Below are 19,312 nucleotides of genomic sequence, written 5' to 3'. Positions count from 1 at the left end.
CGGGCGCAACCTGCGCAATTGCTCACGTCGGCACAACGTACTGAGCGGATATGACGGGCGGCCTACGTTTGTCGAATCTCCTGTGAGAAATCGTGCGCCGGAAATTCCCACCCCGCGTAACACGCCGGAAACATTTCCTCCGGTGGGCTTGTGATAATCGTCGATACGGCGCCGGTCGTCGGCGTCGTGCAGACAGGACGGAGCGCGATGCCCGAGGCGCAGGGGCGGCACCTGATCGCCGAGAAGTCGCCGGTGCGCGGGCTGGACCGGCGGCGCTTGCCGTTCGCTCCCGTGCTTGCCCAGTCGGTCGCCGCGGTAGCGCCCGCCGGGACCGCGGGCGTGACGCCCGCGCTGGTGCTGGCGACCGCCGGGGGTGGCGGCGCGCTGGTCGCGTTCGTGTGCGCGGCGGTGCTCACCGTGCTGGTCGCGGGCTGCATCCGGCCGATGGCGCAGCGGATGGCGTCGGTGGGCGGGCTCTACACCTACGTCGCGCGGGGGCTCGGCCCGAAAGCGGCGGTGCCGACCGGATGGTCGGCGATCGTCGGTTACGGGGCGGTGTCCATCGCGGGTCTCATCGCGGTCGGCGCCTACCTCGCGCATGTGGCGGCGAGTGTTGGCCTCGCGCGCGGCACACCCGCCGTGACGGTGGGGGCGGTCGCGGTGGTGGCGGCGCTCGCCGTCGGCCTGGTCCTCATCCGGGGCATCCGGATGTCGGCGTGGACCACACTCGGGGTGGAGTGTGTGTCGATCGTGATCGTCGCCGCGGTGCTGCTGGTGCTGATGACGACCCAGCACACCGATGCCCCGGCGAGTTCGGCGTTCACCTTCGACGGTGACCTCCAGTTGCTCGCCGTCGGCGTGGTCGTGGCGGTGAGCGCGTTCGTCGGATTCGAGAGCTCCACAACGCTCAGCGGGGAAGCGCAGCAACCGTTTCGCTCGATCCCCCGCGCGCTGGCGTGGACGCCGGCGCTGTCGGCGGCGATCTACCTCACCGCCGTGCCGGTGCTGGCCATCGCGCTGCACCAGTCGCCGGCCGCGGGCAGCTCCACGCCCTTGGTGGAACTGCTCGTCGCCGACGGCTCCCGCACGCTGGCCGCCTTCCTGGACCTCGGTATCGCCGCCTCCTTTTTCGCCTGCACGCTGGCCTCGATGAACGCACTGGTGCGGGTGCTGTTCTGCATGGGCCGGGAGGGGGTCGCGCCACGCGCCTTCGGCCACGTGCATCCGCGTTTCCGCACGCCCTCACACGCGGCGTTGGCCGCGCTCGCGGTGGTGGCGGTGGTGCCGGTGGTGGTGCTGGCCGTGGGGGCGACGCCCGAAGACGGGTTGCGCGCGTTCCTCACCCTGAGTGCCTGCGGATATCTGGGTAGCTATTTCGCGGTCTGCGTGTCGGCGCCGGTGCTGCTGCGGCGGATCGGGGAGAACAGCGCGCGGCTGTGGGTGCTCGGCGCGCTCACCGCCACGTTGCTGCTGTTTCTCGCGGGCAACGCGGCGATCTCGACGGTGCGGGACGGCAACCGGGTGATCCTGGTGTACGGCCTCATCATGGTGGCCGCGGTGGTCTACACCGGTTGTCTGACGGTCTTCCGGCCCGCGCGGCTGGCCGCGGTCGGCATCTACGACGAGACGCAGCGCTCCGACCTCGCACGGGCGGCCACGTTCCGATGAGCCCGTTGCGCGATCCGTCCCGGCATCACCCGAGCACCGTCTCGAACTCGCTGCGCATCCTCGAAGTGGTCGCCACCCTCGGGCTCGGCGTGACGGCCAAGGAGATCGCCGCGGCACTGCACCTGCCCGCCGCCACCGCCTACCGGCTGCTCAACGCCCTGGTCGCCGAGGAATACCTGGTGCGCACCTCCGATCTACGCGGCTTCGGGCTCGGCGCCCGGCTGGACGGGTTGATCAGTGCGGCCGCTCGGCCGATCATGCCGTTCGCCGCCCGCGCGGCGATCGAGGAGTTGCGCTCGTCGGTGCGCTTCGGGGTGCACGTCATGGGATTCCGGGCCGGCACGGTGCATGTCATCGACGCCGATCCGGATCATCCCGTGCGAGCCGAGCGAGAACTGGTCCGGTACCCGCACGCCTCGGCGGCCGGCAAGCTGCTGCTCGCCCACGACCCCGCCGCCCTCGACGCACTCCCCTCCCGACTCCCCCGCCTCACGCCCGCCACGGTGACCGATCACGCCACCCTCCACGCCCAGCTCGAGGCGGTGCGCCGGGCGGGCGTCGCGACCCAGATCGACGAACTGGAGCCCGAACTGAGCTGCGCCGCGCTGCCGATCAGTGATGCGGAGGGGAGGGTGCGCGGCGCCCTGTGCCTGGCGGGGACCTCGGCTCGCGCCCAGGTGATCCAGGCGCAGGTCGATGCCGCCGCACGGTGCGCGAGATCCCTTGGGGCGCTGCTGTATTGAGTCCTAGGATATTCGCGCCGGCTGATGACTGTGGCCGATCAGGGACAGGAATCCGGTGCCGCGTCGGCCCATTCCTCGGGGCGTTCCGCGGCCAGCGCGTGGCCCGAGTCCAGCACCACCGCTTCGGCTCCCGCGATTCCGTGTGCGAGTTCGTCGGTGAGTGCCGCGAGATCACCTGATCGTGCGCTCCGGCGACGACGAGTGCCGGAATCGTGATCCCGGCCAGGTCAGCGGTGACATCGACCCTGGTCAGCAGCTCGAGCTGGGCATCGGCACCCGGTGGGTAGGTGCGGCGGAATATCCTCCGCGGGCTCGGCGAGTTCCGCGCCGGCCAGGCCATCGAGCCAGGCCGCGCTACACCCGATCGGGATGAGGTCGGTAGCCGGCGCGCGTCGATCGCCTGCTCGGGCGAGCGTGCGCCAGGTATCGACGAGCAGCAGGAGCCCGGGGGCCGGGCCGGGCAGGCCCGGCGGACACGATGAGCGCACACAGCGCCGTCCTCACCGCAGGTCGAGCCCCGCCGCCTCGAGCCGGGCCCGCATATCTTCCGCATGCAGCCGGGCGAGGTAGCGGTTGTAGTCGGCCAGCTCCCGGTCCCCGTGCGAGACGTACTCCGGGCGCCGTGCGACGACAGGCGGCGCGAGCCGGTCGTCGGGCGCTTCCGACGGTGAGCTCGGCGCGGACTGCTCCCATTGCCGACTACGCAGCAGGGCGAAGACCAGGAACCCGCCGAACACCGGCCACAGCAGGGCGTACCCCAAGTTCTGGTCCACACCGACAACAGACTCCGCACCGAGGAGCCGAATACCGCCGATGCCGATGAAGGCGATCGCCGTGCCGATGAGCGTGACGGCGACGGCCGTGCGCCGGGGAGAAGGTGCGAAGCCCATCCCGAATGTCTACTACAGACACCGTAGACGTTGCGCAGCAGGGTGATCGAGAGCCGGGACGGATGTCGGCCGGCGCCTGCCGCCGTCGGATCCGACCTTGCCCCGGCGGCATGTTCCGCCGGCCGAACTACGCTGATGACCGCACCAACGTCCACCCGGCTACCGAAGGAGACCATGAACGCGATCGCCAACCAGCTCGCCGATCTCGCCGAACGACATGGCCTGACGGTAGCCGTCGCCGAATCGTTGACCGCGGGCAATCTCGCCGCCGCCCTGGGTGCCGCACCGGATTCCGCGGCTTGGTTTCGCGGCGGCGTCATCGCCTACGCGGCCGAGGTCAAACACCGCGTCCTCGACGTCCCCGACGTTCCCGTGGTTTCCGAGACCGCGGCAACCGCTATGGCCGAGGGCGTCCGAACCCTGATGGACGCCGATATCGCCGTCGCCACCACCGGCGTCGGTGGTCCTGGCCCCCAAGACGGCGAACCCGCCGGATCGGTGTGGTTCTGCACCAGCTCGCGCGCTGACGTGCGGACAAGCCACCGGCAGTTCGACGGCGACCCGGCCGAGATCCTCGAACAATCAGTGCAGTACGCGATCGAACTCCTGCTGTCGATGGCGAGAATGATCACCGAGTGATGGCGGCCGCGCCCGTAGGCAAACGTTTCATCGTTCGACCTCAGTTGGTGGCGCGGACGGGTTTCGGCATCGGATAGGTGCCGTCGAGGAGTCCGGAGGCGGGCCCGTAGAACCGAGCGGCGAGCTGGAAGGTGTCGCCTGCCGGGGTCGGGAGCCAGTTGCGCATCCGATCAGGGTCGGCCGGCGAGTCGGGCTGCAGATAGGTGCCCGGCGCCCTGTGCTCGACGGGCACCTCGGCTCGCGCCCAGGTGATCCAGGCGCAGGTCGATGCCGCCACACGGTTTGCGAGATCCCTTGGGACGCTGTTGCATTGAGCGCCTATGGCCCAGCTGTCGCAGCTCACCGCGTGGCGGTGAGCTCGGTGACGTCGACGGCCTCGGGGTCTTCGAGCTGCCACTGCTTGTTCATGACCCCGTGGCCCACGCCATAGAAGCGGAACATCAACTCGAATGTCTCACTGTCACCGGTGCCGATGAAGTTGGCCTCCAGCCCTGGTATTGCCTTGGGGCCGAAGTAGACATCGACGGAGCCATCATCATTGACCCGTAGGCCGGGTTTCTGGGAGGACACCGAGTACGTGGTGTTGCCGCGGATGAGGGTGTGGTCCTCGCCGTCGTACATCGTGACCGACCAGTACTGGGATACCGGGACCTCGGCGGGCACGCGCATGCGATAGGTGCGGTCGGATCGGAGGATCTCGCCGCGCCTATCCCGTAAGTTGACCAGCACCGACCGCAGCAAGGCATACGTCCGATCGATATCCGAGGACAGAACGAGATAGCCATCGAGCACCGTGCCGTCGAATCCGGGTGGCAGGATCAGGTAGCGCGCGCCATTGCCTTCATCGGCGCCGAACTCCCCGACGCCTCGACGGCCCGCCTCTACACCAGGCGATCGGCGGCCCCGCGGGTCGCGCCCGGCGCTCATCCGGATGAGCTGTCGATGGCACCGGGACGCCTGTTTGGCAGAGGTCGACGCGGGTACGCCGGTCACAGTCGTTCTCGCCTCAGCGCATGGAGGTTGCGATGGCGTTATCGAGCTCTGGGCTCGCGATGGCCAACGGGATGTTCAATGTCGTCGGTGGCGGCTGGCCGCTGCTCCATCGCCGCAGCTTCGAAGCCGTCTTCGGGCACAAGGAAGACGAGTGGCTCCAATCGACGGTCGCGGGGTTGCTCGTGGCCAACGGCACCGTCCAATTGCTGGCCACCGGCAGACCCGGCGGTGTCCGCAGCGCCGCCGACATCGGCATCGCGACCGCGGCGACGCTGCTGCTCATCGACCTGGTCTATGTCCCGAAGGGACGCATACCGAAGAGCTATCTGCTCGACGCCGCCATGGAGGTCGGCTGGCTGGCCGCCTGGTGGCGCTACCGGCACGATCATCGCGCTCAGTGATGCGCGCGGTGCCATGGATCGGCGAGTTTCCGCCGCTGCTTGTGCCCGCAGCCGTTTCCTCTCGCCGTGGGCGGGCAACCGCCGGGTATGAGCACCGACAATTCCGCAGAGCACCCTGAGACCTCCCGAACCCAGGTCGACGCCGCCGATCTTCGTCGGCTGCTCGACGCGGACCCGAACAGTTGCCTGCTGCTGGTAGAGGGCCGCATCCAGCTGCATACCGGGCCGGTCGAGGACCGCGACGGCATAGTGGTCGTCACCCGAGCGGATCTGGCCGACCAAATCGGGGCGCAGCCGGAGGAGGCCCAGCTGCACACCCACGCGGCCTTGCTCGACGACAAGATCCGGCTATTGGGCGCATGAGGCGGCCGCGCTGATCACTGGCCGCCGCCGACTCGACTCGGCTCAACTGCCGCGCCGCGCCGGCGAGCGCGCACGGCGTTCGCCACGGCCAGTGCCGCGCCGAGCGCGAGGAGCAGCAGGCCGCGCACCCACACCTCGCTCTCTATTCGGGTGAACAGGAACAGGCACGACGCCAAGCCGAGCCAGGGAACGACGGTCGGGATCCGGAAATGCCCGGGCTCGCCCGCGTCGCGGCGCAGTGCCAGCACCGCCGCGTTGACGGCGGCGAAAACGAATAGCAGCAACAGCACCAAAGTCGCTGCCAGTGAGTCGATTTCACCGGTCAGCGCCAAGACCAGCGACACCGACGAGGTCGCCAGAATCGCGATCCACGGCGTCCGTCTGCGCGCGGAGATCCGGGCCAGGACCGGCGGCAGGAGACCATCGCCTGCCATGCCGTAGGCAAGCCGCGACGACATGATGCCGGTGAGCAGCGCACCGTTGGCCACCGCGACCAGTGCGACGACACTGAACAACCAGTCCGGCACCTGCCCCGCGACCCGGACGACCTCGAGCAGGGGCCCGCTGGAAGCCGCCAACTGCTCGGTGGGAACACACGCACTGGCGACCACACCGATCAGCGCGTACACCACACCTGCGGTGAGCAGCGCGCCGAACAACGCCGTGGGATACGAACGCCGCGGGTCCTTGACCTCCTCGGCCAGGTTCACCGAGGTCTCGAACCCAACGAACGAGTAGAAGGCGAGCACCGTTCCGGCCAGCACAGCCCTGGCGGCTCCTTGGTCGCTGGTTCCGACCTGCACGAGCCTGCCCGGGTCGGCATCGCCGCGCAACATCACCCACCCGCCGAGGCCGATGATCAGCAGCAGCCCGGACAACTCGATCGAGGTGGCGACGACGTTGGCGCCGAGGGACTCCTTGATCCCACGGATGTTGAGGGCGGCCAGCTCGACCAGGAAGACCACCACCACGAGCACCGTCGGCAGCGAGACCAGTGCCTGCAAATAGTCACCGGCGAATCCTCGGGCCAGCGCCGCCACCGAGACGATTCCCGCGGCGAGCATGCAGAACCCGATGAACGATCCCGCTGCCGGACCGAATGCTGTGGTGACGTAGTGGGCCGAGCCGCCTGCCCGCGGATACTTCGTGGCCATCTCGGCATACGAGCCAGCGGTGAGCGTCGCCAGCCCGAGCGCGATCAGCAACGGAAGCCACACTGCCCCACCCGTCTCGCGCGCGACAGTGCCGACCAGCACGTATACCCCGGCACCGAGGATGTCGCCGAGAATGAAGAAATACAGCAGCGGGGTGGTTACCGCTCGTTTCAGCATGACCGCCATGGAAGACACATACCCGCGCAATCTCTCGGCAAGCGTCCAAGACAACGGCTGGCCCGCACGGAGGAGTCCGGTGTGTGCGCACGCATAGTCGCGTTCATCGACGGTCCCCCGATCAGGCCGACAGCGCGCGACGAAGGGCGGCGCAGAGTTCGGCCGATCGGCGCTGCGACACTTCGGCGGGCAGGGCCTGCGAGCCATGGAAGGTGCCCGGCCACCGGTGCAATTCGACCCAGACACCGGCCTGAAGCACTGTTCGGTGTGAACGGCGCCGGAATCGCGCTGATCGCCGGCGGCGCCCACAAGGCCTGGCTGATCGCGCTACTCGCCGCGGCACCCTGAACCCGAGCACCGGCATCGTGACCGGGCCGGCGCCGTGCGGTGCTCGCCGTTACCCTCGATGAATCTGTTGCTCTCGGTGAATCTATCGGGCTGCGGGTTGAAAGAGTTCGACGAGGTTACCGGAGGGGTCGGCCAGCAGGATCTGGCTGCCGCCGGGGCCGCTGATCTCCTCGCTGCTGAACGACAGGCCCGCGGCCCGCAGCCGATCGATCTCGGCGCGGAGGTCGTCGACGACGAGCTGAATGCGGTTGCCGCCCGCCGTACGCGCGCCGGCGGGTGTCGCACGGGCGCCGGAACTGGCCGATCCGGACAGCAGCAGTTCGAGTGATCCGCGCGCCACCGCGGCGAAGGCGGGGGCGGCATTCTTGGCCACGGCGAAGCCGAGGTGGGCGGTGTAGAACTCGACTGCCGCGCCGACATCGTCGACGAGGTAGCGCACCCGAGCCCGGCCGGTGGATGAGGTGGTCATGGCGTCTCCTCTGATACTCCTTGCAACGATAGATATCTGATGCGGGAATCGAGTTCGATTGCGAGACTGTGTAATTCCCGATAACCGCGCTGTCCGGGATCGAGCGAGGGAGCGGGCAGGCTCCAGTGCGCTGCCACGGGGACACCCTGTGCGCGGGCGAACTCGCGAACCTTGTCGCACAAGGTGATCACATGCTCGAACCGTCGATCCGACAGCAGCTTCGCCAACGATTGCGGGGCCCGCGGCGTGAATCCGATCCCGAACTCCTCGTGTAGGACGCGGGCCACGGCGGGGTGCACGCGGTCGGCCGGATGACTGCCGGCGCTGGCGACCTCGATGCCTTCGACGCGATGCCGCAGCAGGGCCTCGGCCATCGGCGACCTGACGCTGTTTCCGGTGCACACGAACAGCACCGATCCACCAGCGCGCCGCGGAACAGACGCACCGAGTCCTGGATGCAGGGCCGTCGCCGCATCGGAGAATGCCTGCGCGCACCGAGCCAGATCGAGGTGGTAGTAGCTGTCGCGCCCATCGAAGCTGCTCCGGCGCGCCACGACCAGCCCCGCCGACCGCAGCACGCGCAGGTGATAGGACACAAGATTCTGCGGCTGACCTACCGAGGCGACAAGCTCGCGCACCCGCCGGTCACTGACCGCCAACTCCCGCATCAGCGCCCAGCGCACCGGATGCGCCGCCAGACCGATCAATGGTGGAACACCGCGTATGATCCCGCTCACCCTCGCAGAATACATCAAACCATTTTGATCCAATAGTGTCGGCGTAACCGGGAACGCAGGCACCGCCGCAGGTTGGGCTGCCCCCGTGGTCATGTTCGTTTACGTCGGTGACGTCGACGTGTCACCGCCCGTGCGGTCAGGCTCGGCGCCAAGCTCCAGCGGCCCGCACAGGACCAGTTCTACGGCGACCGCGACGGCTACATCATCGACCCCTTCGGCCACCGATGGACGATCGCCTCCCACGTCGTAGATGTCGAACCGGAGGAGATGATGCGACGCATGGCGCAGAGGCACGCAAATGCATCCTGAACCCCGGCGGGACCGATCGACCCGACTGGTACATAGGTGTGAGCCCCGGCCGTATAGGTGTCGGCCGGGGCTCACGTGTCGGATGGGCGGATGACATCGGTGCGCGACGCCCTCGTCGCCGGATGACGTTCGGCTATGCGGAGCGACCCAGGTCGGCCAGAACGGCCAGTGCTGAACGCTCGCCCGAGGTGGCCGCGTCGGCCAGCGAGGGCACGTCGAGCTGGTAGTCACCGGCGAGATGGATGGGGCCGAGCGGATCGCGCAGGGTGGGGAGCGTCTTGCGCCGGCCGGGTGCCCAGAACGGGACGACTCGACGGTGCCTGCGCACGATGGGCTCCCCCAGCTTGCCGTCCAGTTCGGGCAGCACGCTGAGCAAATCGGCCCTGAAGCGGGACACGATCTCCTCGTCGGGGAGGTCGAGCAGTTCGTCGGCCTTGCCACCACCGGCGAAACACGCCAGGGCGCCGCCCGGCTTGCGGTCGTCGCCGGTACGCAGCGCCGCGGCGTGGTTGAACACCGCCTGGAACGACAGCTGCGGTGCGGAGATGGCGAAATACTTGTCCCAGCGCTGCGGGCCGACCTCGTCGGTGAAGAATCCGACCACCACGTAACGACCGTAGGTGATGTCGTTGAACGCATTGCGGTACTGCTGCGGCAGATCCGGAATGATCCGTTCGGTGATGTCGGCGGGCGTGGTGACGATCGCGCGCGCGGCCCGCAACCGCCTGGGCACGCCACCGTCGAGATAGTCGACGACCACACCGTCACCGTCGCGGCGCACCGATCGCACCACCGAGTTCAGCCGGATGCGAGCGCCCAGATCCTCGGTCAGCACATCGGTCAGCGTCTGGTTACCGCCGACCGGCAGCGAGAAGTTCGGAACCTTCTCCGGGTCGGCCAGCGCGATGCCGACCGAGTAGACGAACTGCGCGGCGGCCGTCTCGTCCGGATCACAGCCCATCCACTGCGCCGACCACGACCGGACCATAATGGCGGCCAATTCCGAACGCACGCCGTTCAGCAGATACGACGCCAGCTTGGACTCGAGCCTGGCCCGCACCCGCTGCGCGAAACGGCTCTGCGACTCGAGGAACGGCGCGGCCGAGAGGATGCGCGCCCCGACGATGGCGAGGCCGAGCCGATCCATCATCGTCATGCGTGTGCGGAACATCAGCGCCAGCGGATTCGAGGTATCGACTGTCGAACCGTTCAAATGCAACGCGATGCTCTTGCCGGCGAGCGAACCCATCTCGATGTTGTGCCGTTCGAGCGCGTCGATCAACGTGCCGGTGCCCTCGGTGAACTGGGTGCCGACATTGATCCAGTAGTCGCCCTGGCGGACGGTGTCGACGCGTCCGCCGGTGCGGTCGGTGGACTCGAGCACGACCACCTCGGTGGTCGGGGCCAAGGTGGTCGCGGCCGTCAATCCCGCCATTCCGGCGCCGATGACGACGACCTCGGTCGTTTCTTCCTGCGTATTCTGCGTTGGCATTTCGTCTCCTGACAGGCCTGACGACAGTGCGGCATTCACGCCGTGACGGGGGCGTCACCGATGACAGCCGGAGCGTCGACCTTCTTGTTGTAAGCATCGAAGGCGCGGTAAGCGCGGTAGTAGGTGAACATCTGCAAGCCCCAGGTGGACAGCGCGAAGATGTAGAAGATGGTGTGCTCGGCATCGTCGCCCGGAATGTGGACGAAGTCGTAGGTCGCGGCGATCACGAATCCGCACGCCGTCGCGATTCCGGCCCACACCGCGTGCCCGCGCTCACCGATCTCCCAGAGCCGCTTGGAGAAATAGATCAGGAACAACGTCGTGAGGACGTTGGCCACGATGTAGAAGATCTTGCCCGGGGTACCGACCTCCTCGGCGTAAACGCTCAGAACGAAACCGACCACACCGGCGAGCGCGAACGCGCCGACGTCGACCGCCACCGAGGGCTTGTACCGGTGGGTGACCTTCATCAACCCGAGTACCAGGATCAGCGTGATACCGACCGAGCGCGAGAAGGCGTCCAGGAAGTAGGCGAACGCGTACATCGGGCTGTCATGACCGGCTTTGAGCAAGCCATAGATCAGGAAGTTCGTTCCCGATGTCGCCACGATGATCCACTCGAGTCCGAGCAGATAGTTCCGGTAGTTCCGGATGAATTTGATGCCGTAGGTGAAACCGACGGCGATCATCCAGATGTCCGCGACCGCGAACAGCAGTTCCTTGATCGACATTGATCTTCTCCTTGAAGGGGTGACACCCGCCGGCCAGCGGCAATGGGTCGTTTTCGTCAGCGCTACCGAGCGATCGAGGAACGGTAGTCGTCTCGTTCCGGCAATCCATGGGTCCGACAGCCGGCCGCTGATCCAGGTATGCAGCGGGGGTCGGAATGTGATGCCAGTCATAACGGTACCGGGAGTGGGTCATATGATCAAGCCATTTGACCCACTAATTCGTGCGAATCATTCCCCATGACACACGGAGGGCCGACATGCCGAACCGCCGAACCCGACGCGCGGATTCGGCGGCTCGAAGACAGCGTCAGCCCGCGAGCTGACCGGGCAGGGTGCCGGTGATGATCTGCCGCGCTTCGGCGAGGATGGTGTCGACCACCTCCGCGCAGCTGCCGATATCGTGGATCAGGCCCTGAGCCCGGCTGGCCCACCACAGCCCGCCGTCGACATCGCCGTTGCCGTACACCTGCTCGCGGGCGCGTGCGCCGCTGGCCAGGTGGGCGATGTCGTCGAAGCTCGCGCCGGGTTCGCGGGAGATCGCGGCGATCTCCTCCGATACCGCATTGCGGGCAACGCGGGCCGAGTTGTGGAACTCGCGAAACACGATGACGGTGTCGCGTTCGCTGTTGTCGACGATCTGCCGTTTGACGTTGTCATGAATGGGCGCCTCGGTGGTCGCCATGAATCGCGTGCCCATATTGACCGCGCACGCGCCGAGCGCCAGGGCCGCGACAAGTCCTGCGCCGGTGGCGATGATCGGGATGGTCAGTGCCCGAGCGGCGGCGGGGATCAGCACGAGACCGGGAACGTCGTCCTCGCCGGGGTGTCCCGCGCATTCGAACCCATCGATGCTGACGGCGTCGACGCCGAGCTGCTGGGCCTTGAGCGCGTGCCGAACGGTGACCGCCTTGTGGATCACCTTCACGCCCGCGGCCGTGAAAGTGGGCAGGTGCGGCTGCGGATTACCGCCGGCGGTTTCGACGATGGTGATGCCGCTGTCGACGATGGCGTCGCGGTATTCGTCATACGGCACCGGCTTGATGGTCGGCAGGATGGTCAGGTTCACCCCGAACGGCTTGTCGGTGAGATCGCGGCAGCGGTTGATCTCCTTGACCAGCGCTTCGGGCGTGGGCTGGGTGAGCGCGGTGAGGAATCCGAGAGCACCGGCGTTGGCCACGGCGCCGATCAGATCCGCGGTGCCGACGGCGGTCATGCCGCCGCAGACAAGGGGGTGCTCGACACCGAACGTTTCGGTAAAGGTGTTGGTGAACATGTGGATCTCAACATTCTTGGTCGTTTGTCTAAGTCATTCGCCCGGCTCGTCGACCGGGTCCTGGTTCGATACCGAGAAGACCTCTGCGAGGACCTCCCCGCGCGCGCGTCGAGCCGGCCGTCGACGGCGAGCGGCTTCGACGGCCGGCGACAACAGGTGTGGCGACTACTTCCGCAGCGAGGACCAACGGTCGGTGGCGCGGTCGGCGAGCCAACCCGCATACAGCGCCGGATTGCTGACGAAGCTGGGCCAGAACCGCTTGCGGCCGTGCCAGATCGCCTCCAGGTCCTCGTGCCGGGGCGCGCCGGTGACGTGGTCGGCCAGCATATGACCCACGTACTGCGCCTGGGCGAAGCCGTGGCCGTTGCAGGCCGCGGAGTACAGCACGTTCGCGGAGGCCTCGCCGGCGACCGGCAGCCACGTGGAACTCATGCCGATCCAGCCGCCCCAGGCCTGCATCGGCTTGATGTCGCGCAGTCCGGGGAAGCGGTCACGGAAGCCGCGAACGAGATCGTCGACGACGTTCGTCGCCGGGGTGCGGTCGGGCAGCGGGTTGCGACCTGCCTGGATGCGGCGGGTTCCGAAGGCGATGGTGCCGCGCGGGGTGACGCGGTAGCTCTCCAGGATCATGTGCAGTGTCACCAGGGGCGCGCGGCTGGTCCAGCCGATCTCGTCGAGCCGTTCGGGCGCAATGGGTTCGGTTTCGACCAGCGACGTCCACACCGGCGTCGCCACGTGCTTCGGCGCGATGGACAGGCTGTTGCTCGCGGCGTTCGTGGTCAGCAGCGCCTTGCGGGCCCTGACTTTGCCGTGTGGGGTCTCCACGGTGACTCGCCCACCAGTGTCGACGACGTCGAGCGCGGGAGTCGACTCGTAGACGCGGACCCCGGCGGCGATCGTCGCGGCACGCAACCCGAGGGCGAACTTGCCCGGGTTCACCGTGCCACCGACACCTTCGCGGATGCCGCCGAGAAAACCCTCCGGCAGGCCCGCTTCGGGGCCTTCGATGAATTCGCCCGACGATCCGGCCTCGGCCAGCACCTTCGCGTTGCGGCGCGCGTGCCGCAGCTGCCCCTTCGAGATCGCACCCATGACGATGCCCTCTTGGCGGTAATCGCAGTCGATGCCGTGGTGCTTGATCGCGTCCTCGGCGAAATGCACCGCGTGCTCGGCGTAGCGGTACAGCTCGCGCAACCGCTCACGCTTCAGCAGGAATCCCAGCATCTCCGGATCGGCGGCGATCGAGTTCGTGATGTAGCCGGCGTTGCGGGAGGTGGCGCCCCAGCCCAGTGTCTTCGCCTCGAGCAGCACCACGTCGACGCCCTTGTCGGCGAGACGCAGGGCGGCCGACATGCCGCCACCACCGCCGCCGATCACGACGACGTCGCAGGTGATCTCGCCGGTCAGCGACGGTTCGGCCGTGTCGGGCTGTCCGGCCCATCCGGTGTCGTCGATCAACTTCATGACGCCTACCCCGTTCCGCCGGCGGGGATGACGGCGGTGCCGCGAGCGCGCACCGCGACCAAGGGCGGTTGCAGGACGTGCGCGCGGCCGGTGTCGTCGGAGCCCCGGCAGATCACCCGGAGCTCGAAATCGACTGTGCGGCTTCGGTTGCCCTTCTTCACCAGGGTCGCCTCGGCTTCGACGACATCACCGCCCCGGATCGGGGCCAGGAACTCCACCGACGAGTAGCCGGCGAACAAGCCTTCGTGGCCATCCAGCTCGATCGAGAGGTTGGTGCCGACGTCGCCGAACAGCTTCAAGGCGTAGGCACCGTCGACGAGGTTACCGGCGTAGTGCGCGTCGGAGAAGGCGACATACCGCCGGTGGACTGCGCTGCTCATGCGATCTCCTCGTGAATAGGGCCGACTGTGCGCGACGGCGTTTCACCGTCGATCTCGACGCCGGGGTAGCCGCGTTTGGCGATCTCGGTACACATGCGCCGATACTTGCCGACGCCACCCAGATAGCCCATGAAGGTGTTGGGCTTGCCCTCGACATTGGAACCCCGGTACCAGGAGTCGGTGGTCGCGTACAGCGTCTGGGATACGGTCCACTCGGTGATGTCCACCCACTCCTGCTGGGCTTCGGGAGTGGCCTCGATCAGGGTCGCGTCGGTGTCGCGGGCGTGTTCGATGAGGTCGGCGATCCAGTCGACGGCCTGCTCGATCGTCACCACCACGTTGCTTGCCAGCGCCGGGCTGAGCGGTCCACCGACCATGAAGAAGTTGGGGAAGTCGGCGGCCATGAACCCGAGGTAGGAGCGAATCCCGTCACTCCACGTGTCCTGCAGCTTCCTACCGGACGCGCCGGTGATGTTGAGCCCGAACAGCGGGCCGGTGAAGGCGTCGAACCCGATGGCGAGCACGATGGCGTCCACCTCGTAGGTGCCGTTCGAGGTGACGATCGCGTTCTCGGTCATCGTCTCGATCGACTCTTCGCGCAGTGACACCAGCGAGACGTTCGGCCGGTTGTAGGTCTCGTAGTAGTCGGTGCCGAAGACGCTGCGCTTGGCGCCGAGCGGGTGGTACTTGGGCACCAGCCGCTCCGCGGTGACCGGGTCTTTCACGATCTCGCGGATCTTGTCGTGGATGAACTCCGATGCCGTCCGGTTCGCCTCGGCGTCGAAGATCAGGTCGGCGAACTCGGCGCCGACGCCGAGGAAGCCGCTGCGTTCGTATGCCGCCTCGTAGCGTCGCCTACGCTCCTCGTCCGATACGTCGAACGCGCGGTCGGTGACGGGGCGATCGGGGATGCCGCCCGGCGAGTGCCTGCACTCCTCCCGGATGGCCGGGTAGTCGTCCTTGACGGCGGCGACCTGTTCCGGAGAGAGCACGCGGTTGCGGGCGGGCATCACGTAGTTCGGGGTGCGCTGGAAGACCGTGAGGTGCTCGGCGACCTCCGCAATGAGCGGAATGGCTTGTACGCCAGAGGATCCCGTGCCGATCACGGCCACGCGCTTGCCCGCGAGATCGTCGAGGGAGATGTTCCACCGGCTGGTCGACACCGTCAGGCCGGTGAAGTTCGACAGTCCGGGCACGTCGAAGTCCTTGGGTGTGGACAGGCCACCTGCACCCGAGACCAGGTAGCGGCTGCGCCGGACCTCGCCGTTGTCGAGTTGGACTTCCCAGAGCCGGTCGGCAGCGTTCCAGGTGCAGGCCACCACGCGGGTGTTGAAGGTGAAGTGCTTGCGCAGGTCGAAGCGGTCGGCGACGTGTTCGATGTAGCTGAGGATCTCGGCCTGCGGGGCGAACCGCTCGCTCCACGTCCACTCCTGCTGGAGTTGCTCGTCGAAGGAGTACGAGTAGTAGATGCTCTCGACGTCACATCGTGCGCCCGGATAGGTGTTCCAGAACCAGGTGCCACCGACGCTCGGCCCGGCCTCGAACCCGGCGAAGGTCCAGCCCGCTGTCGTCAGCCGGTGCGAGAGGTACATGCCGGTGAAGCCGGCGCCGACACCGATGACGTCGACAACCCCATGGTCGGAGGTGGAGGTGGAGTTCATGGCAACAGCCGCTTTCGTTGAGGGGTCGATTACAGGGGAAGGTCGGGGGAATCGACGCCGACCACGCGGTCGCCGCAGAACACCCGGACGGACTCACCGGGGGCGTGACCGCCGATTCCCGAAGTGCCCCAGAAGCTTTGGGCCGATCCATCGGCCAGGTCGGCGACCTTGGCGCCGTTCACCCGCACCTCGCCCGAGAGGATCCGCGAGCCGACCTCGATCGCGCGGTCGAGGTCGCCACCGAATACGTAGGCGTCCAGACCGGACGGGTTGGCGTTGGCCACGCGCAGGGCATCTTCGTCGGACTCCACGGCGTGCAGGCTGATGAGCGGGCCGAACAGTTCGGCGGTGGCCAGCGACGCGTCGACGCCCGTGGCGACGGTCGGCGACAGGAAGAAGCCGTCGAGGCCCGGCAGTTTCGCGGGCTGGTGGATGGTCGCGCCGTTGGCCCGCAGTTCGTCGATGCGACTGTGCAACGTCGCGAAGTGCGGGGCGTTCGAGATGGGGCCGAGTTCGGTGGTCTCGTCGAGCGAGTTCCCGATCTCGATGTGGGCGATACGATCCAGCAGCGCCTCGAGCAGCGGTTCGACCAGGCTCTTGTGTGCCAGCACCTTGCCGGGGCCCTCGCACCACTGACCGTTGAGCTTGGTCATCCCGTCGAGGATGCCGTCGGCGGCGACGTCGATGTCGGCGTCGTCCAGGACCAGGGCGGGATTGTTGCCGCCGAGTTCGAGCTGGAGCACCTTGAAATCCTCCGCGGCCGCGCGGGCGATGGCCCGGCCCGCATTCGGGCCGCCGGTGAAGGAGACGACCTTCACCCGGTGATCGCCGGTGATGGCCGCGCCGACGTCACCGGCGCCGTGCACGAGCTGCAACGCCCCGTCGGGCAGGCCGGCCTTGACGAAGCTCTCGACGATGATCTGGGCGCTGCTCGGTGCGTGCTCCGACGGTTTCAGAATGACGGGGCATCCGGCCGCCAGCGCACTCACCATCTTCGCGGCGGGAATGAAGCTCGGACCGTTCCACGGGGTGAGGATGGCGGCAGGACCCCACGGGACCTTGTACAGCCGCACGTCACGACCGCCGGCGTCGAGCGCGGTGCGACGTGGGAGGGTACGAAGATCCGCGGCCGCGGCCCGGATCCGATGCGGCAGGAACTGCGCGACCAGCCGAGCCTTGGCGATCGGGACGCCGCTGGTGAGGGCATCGGTGTAGGCGATGTCCTCGACCCGGGACTCGACGATGTCGGCCGCGCGCTCGATGACCTCCGCCCGTTCCTCACTCGCCGCGTCGTCCCAGCGCTCGAACCCGTAGGACCGCTCGGCATGGCGCAGCGCGCGTTCCACATCCGCGGGCGTGGTGGTGACGGCACGGTGCACGGGCCGGCCGGTGTTGGGGTCGAGGTTCCAGGCGCCGGGAATCGTCGCGCATTCGGACCAGTCGTCGGCGATGTAGTTGATCGGTTGGGGTAGTTGCGGATTCGTCATCAGGGGTTCCTTCGGTGCGCGAATGGGCGGGAGCTCACACGGTGAGGTCGGCGACGATGCGGGTGACTTCGCCGGACTTCATCGCCTCGAAGCCCTTGTCGATGTCGTGGAACGGGATGACGTCGCTGACCATCTCGTCGAGCAGCAGCCGCCCCTGCTGGTACAGGCGCGCGAACTGGGCAATGTCCTCCTGCGCCTGGCCCGAACCCATATAGGAGCCGATGAGACGCTTCTCGGAGAAGAAGAAGTTCCAGGCGGGAAGCTTCAGGTCGGTGCCGTCGGGTGCGATACCGACCAGACATGCGGTGCCGGTGGGTCGCAGCACCTCGAGCGCGGTGGCCGCGGTCCGGGCGCTGCCGACGGCCTCGAACGAGTAGTCCACACCGTCGCCGAGCAGATTCCGGATCTCGGCGGCCACATCCGCCGCACCGTTGACGACGTGGGTGGCGCCATAGGTCTCGGCAGCGGCGAGGCGGGCGTCGTCGAGGTCGACGGCGACGATCGCCGACGCTCCGGCCAGGCGCGCGCCCTGGATGATCGCGGAACCGACACCGCCGCAACCGATGACGGCGACGGTGGAGCCGGGACGCACTTCGGCGCCACGGAACACGGCACCGACACCGGTGATGATGCAGCACGAGAGCAGGCAGCCCACGTGCAGGCTCACCTCGTCGGCCACCTTGACCAGTGCGTTCTCCCGCATCAGCGTGTGGCGGGAGAACGCGCCGACATCGCCGAGCCGGTGGATGACCTGACCGTCGGGCGTCTGGAAGGCGGGCCGGGGCCGCTGCCGGATCTCGGTGATGCGCTGACACTGCGTCGAGTGTCCGACCTGGCAGTTGCGGCACAGCCCGCACGAGGGGGTGAGAGCGCCGACGACGCGGTCGCCGGGACGCAACGTGGTCACCGCCGAGCCGACCGCCTCGACCACACCCGCCACCTCGTGCCCGACCACTACGGGCAGGTCGGCGGCCACGGTTCCGGTCATGTAGTGCAGATCGCTGTGGCACAGTCCGACATTCGAGACCGCGAGCCGGACCTCGTTGGGTTCCGGGTCGTCGACCAAGATCTCGGTGAACTCCAGCGGTTGCTCGACCGCGGTGAGAACAGCTGCTTCGGTGGTGATCATGATCGACTCCGATCTCGGTTGTGCTGCGCGGACGCCGAGGACGCCGCGTTCTTCGATGTCCAGAAACCCTCGATGCCTTCGCTGAAGGCGCCGGACTCCCAGGCCTCGCGGGCGGCGTCGTCCTCGCGCGCGAACGCGGCTTCGATATCGGCGGGCTGCGGGCGCAACAGGCCCAGGTGCAAGGCGGTGATCCGGGGATCGGAGTTCCACTGCCGGACCACCTCGACGGCACGGCCGACCAGAGCCTCCGGCGCGACGATCTCGTCGAGCAGCCCGATCCGCAGCGCTTCCTCGGCGCCGATCCGCTGGGATCCCAGGATGATGCGCATCGCGTGGTTGCGGACCAGCCGGCCCATCAGAAAGCTGGAGGCGTTGGAAATGATGATTCCGCGATGGTTCTCGGGTTGGAAGTACTCGGCGGTCCGGCTGCCGATCCGGCCGTCACAGCACAGCGTGATCTCGGAGGCGCCGCCCACGGCGATCCCGTTCACGGCCGCGATGACAGGAATCTTCGTTTCGAGGATCGCGCGGGTGATGTCGTGGAAGGTGGCGAAAGCCTCGCGGATCTCGGCATAGGTGGATGGCACCGCCTGCAGGTCCTCACCCGCGGAAAAGGCCCGGCCGGTGCCGGTGAGCACGATCCCGCGCACCAGATCACCGGTCCCGAAATGGCGAATGGTCTGCGCGAGCAGCACCCGGGTGGCCACATCCAGCACGTTCAGCTTCGCCGGGCGGTTCAAGGTGAGCACCGCGACGTCGTCATCGATGCGTACATCCAGATAGTTGTCGGTCATGTCCGGCTCC

Annotated in this window: 20 protein-coding genes; 5 read left to right on the top strand and 15 right to left on the bottom strand. The window is 67.7% G+C overall.

Translation table 11 applies throughout. The features are described 5' to 3' along the window. Positions 1–207: 207 nt before the first annotated feature. Complete coding sequence (locus RJ05_RS28750) at positions 208–1,668, top strand: APC family permease (protein WP_036543329.1); 1,461 nt, start codon at positions 208–210, stop codon at positions 1,666–1,668. After that, a complete protein-coding gene (locus tag RJ05_RS28745) occupies positions 1,665–2,411 on the top strand; it encodes an IclR family transcriptional regulator (RefSeq protein WP_036543327.1) in 747 nt (248 codons plus the stop codon). Before RJ05_RS28750 ends, RJ05_RS28745 begins: the two co-directional genes overlap by 4 nt. A gap of 500 nt (positions 2,412–2,911) precedes the next feature. Here the strand turns inward: RJ05_RS28745 and RJ05_RS28740 are convergent, their stop codons facing one another. Beyond that, on the bottom strand, positions 2,912–3,301 hold the full coding sequence (locus tag RJ05_RS28740; protein WP_051017098.1) for a hypothetical protein: 390 nt from the start codon (positions 3,299–3,301) through the stop codon (positions 2,912–2,914). 135 nt (positions 3,302–3,436) lie between these two features. On the opposite strand from RJ05_RS28740, the gene RJ05_RS28735 reads away from it, so the two are divergent. Next, positions 3,437–3,940 carry a CinA family protein gene (locus tag RJ05_RS28735; protein ID WP_036543326.1) on the top strand — a complete coding sequence of 168 codons (504 nt, stop codon included), beginning with the start codon at positions 3,437–3,439 and terminating at the stop codon, positions 3,938–3,940. A gap of 40 nt (positions 3,941–3,980) precedes the next feature. On the opposite strand, the gene RJ05_RS32665 is transcribed toward RJ05_RS28735, so the two are convergent. Together RJ05_RS32665 and RJ05_RS28725 are read right to left on the bottom strand one after the other, a co-directional pair. Beyond that, complete coding sequence (locus tag RJ05_RS32665; RefSeq protein WP_104359793.1) at positions 3,981–4,217, bottom strand: DUF1214 domain-containing protein; 237 nt, start codon at positions 4,215–4,217, stop codon at positions 3,981–3,983. A 62-nt stretch (positions 4,218–4,279) separates the two neighbouring features. Continuing rightward, the gene (locus RJ05_RS28725; protein WP_036543321.1) at positions 4,280–4,867 is read right to left on the bottom strand and encodes a DUF1214 domain-containing protein; all 588 of its coding nucleotides are present in this window, start codon (positions 4,865–4,867) and stop codon (positions 4,280–4,282) included. Between the two features lie 98 nt (positions 4,868–4,965). On the opposite strand from RJ05_RS28725, the gene RJ05_RS28720 reads away from it, so the two are divergent. Both RJ05_RS28720 and RJ05_RS28715 read left to right on the top strand, forming a co-directional pair. Continuing rightward, positions 4,966–5,334, top strand: a complete 369-nt coding sequence (locus tag RJ05_RS28720; RefSeq protein ID WP_036543365.1) for a hypothetical protein — start codon at positions 4,966–4,968, stop codon at positions 5,332–5,334. 87 nt (positions 5,335–5,421) lie between these two features. Continuing rightward, positions 5,422–5,697 carry a hypothetical protein gene (locus RJ05_RS28715; protein WP_051017096.1) on the top strand — a complete coding sequence of 92 codons (276 nt, stop codon included), beginning with the start codon at positions 5,422–5,424 and terminating at the stop codon, positions 5,695–5,697. Between the two features lie 14 nt (positions 5,698–5,711). Here the strand turns inward: RJ05_RS28715 and RJ05_RS28710 are convergent, their stop codons facing one another. The 12 genes from RJ05_RS28710 to RJ05_RS28650 form a co-directional block, all read right to left on the bottom strand. Continuing rightward, positions 5,712–7,028: an APC family permease gene (locus tag RJ05_RS28710; RefSeq protein WP_234012249.1), complete on the bottom strand. Its 1,317-nt coding sequence runs from the start codon at positions 7,026–7,028 to the stop codon at positions 5,712–5,714. 430 nt (positions 7,029–7,458) lie between these two features. Next, positions 7,459–7,845: a VOC family protein gene (locus RJ05_RS28705; RefSeq protein WP_036543317.1), complete on the bottom strand. Its 387-nt coding sequence runs from the start codon at positions 7,843–7,845 to the stop codon at positions 7,459–7,461. After that, positions 7,842–8,582 carry an arsenate reductase/protein-tyrosine-phosphatase family protein gene (locus RJ05_RS32795; protein WP_036543315.1) on the bottom strand — a complete coding sequence of 247 codons (741 nt, stop codon included), beginning with the start codon at positions 8,580–8,582 and terminating at the stop codon, positions 7,842–7,844. The genes RJ05_RS28705 and RJ05_RS32795 overlap by 4 nt, the downstream gene beginning before the upstream one ends. A 442-nt stretch (positions 8,583–9,024) precedes the next feature. Further along, entirely contained in the window at positions 9,025–10,383 is a 1,359-nt protein-coding gene (locus RJ05_RS28690) for a flavin monoamine oxidase family protein (RefSeq protein WP_036543308.1), read from the bottom strand. 35 nt (positions 10,384–10,418) lie between these two features. After that, a complete protein-coding gene (locus tag RJ05_RS28685; RefSeq protein ID WP_036543305.1) occupies positions 10,419–11,114 on the bottom strand; it encodes a hypothetical protein in 696 nt (231 codons plus the stop codon). Positions 11,115–11,421: 307 nt separating this feature from the next. Beyond that, complete coding sequence (locus RJ05_RS28680) at positions 11,422–12,387, bottom strand: NAD(P)H-dependent flavin oxidoreductase (protein ID WP_036543303.1); 966 nt, start codon at positions 12,385–12,387, stop codon at positions 11,422–11,424. Positions 12,388–12,552: 165 nt separating this feature from the next. Further along, positions 12,553–13,851: an NAD(P)/FAD-dependent oxidoreductase gene (locus tag RJ05_RS28675; protein ID WP_036543299.1), complete on the bottom strand. Its 1,299-nt coding sequence runs from the start codon at positions 13,849–13,851 to the stop codon at positions 12,553–12,555. Positions 13,852–13,856: 5 nt separating this feature from the next. After that, positions 13,857–14,231, bottom strand: a complete 375-nt coding sequence (locus tag RJ05_RS28670) for a hotdog domain-containing protein (protein WP_036543296.1) — start codon at positions 14,229–14,231, stop codon at positions 13,857–13,859. Further along, complete coding sequence (locus tag RJ05_RS28665) at positions 14,228–15,892, bottom strand: flavin-containing monooxygenase (RefSeq protein ID WP_036543293.1); 1,665 nt, start codon at positions 15,890–15,892, stop codon at positions 14,228–14,230. Before RJ05_RS28665 ends, RJ05_RS28670 begins: the two co-directional genes overlap by 4 nt. A 29-nt stretch (positions 15,893–15,921) precedes the next feature. Beyond that, positions 15,922–17,379: an aldehyde dehydrogenase family protein gene (locus RJ05_RS28660; protein WP_036543291.1), complete on the bottom strand. Its 1,458-nt coding sequence runs from the start codon at positions 17,377–17,379 to the stop codon at positions 15,922–15,924. A 34-nt stretch (positions 17,380–17,413) separates the two neighbouring features. Continuing rightward, positions 17,414–18,508 carry a Zn-dependent alcohol dehydrogenase gene (locus tag RJ05_RS28655; protein ID WP_036543288.1) on the bottom strand — a complete coding sequence of 365 codons (1,095 nt, stop codon included), beginning with the start codon at positions 18,506–18,508 and terminating at the stop codon, positions 17,414–17,416. Then, a complete protein-coding gene (locus RJ05_RS28650) occupies positions 18,505–19,302 on the bottom strand; it encodes an enoyl-CoA hydratase/isomerase family protein (protein WP_036543286.1) in 798 nt (265 codons plus the stop codon). Before RJ05_RS28650 ends, RJ05_RS28655 begins: the two co-directional genes overlap by 4 nt. Between the last annotated feature and the right edge of the window lie 10 nt (positions 19,303–19,312).

The organism is Nocardia cyriacigeorgica NBRC 100375 (assembly GCF_000308555.1).
GTDB lineage: Bacteria > Actinomycetota > Actinomycetes > Mycobacteriales > Mycobacteriaceae > Nocardia > Nocardia cyriacigeorgica.
The sequence above is the reverse complement of the archived record's forward strand: the minus strand, read 5'-3'. Positions and strand labels throughout refer to the sequence as shown.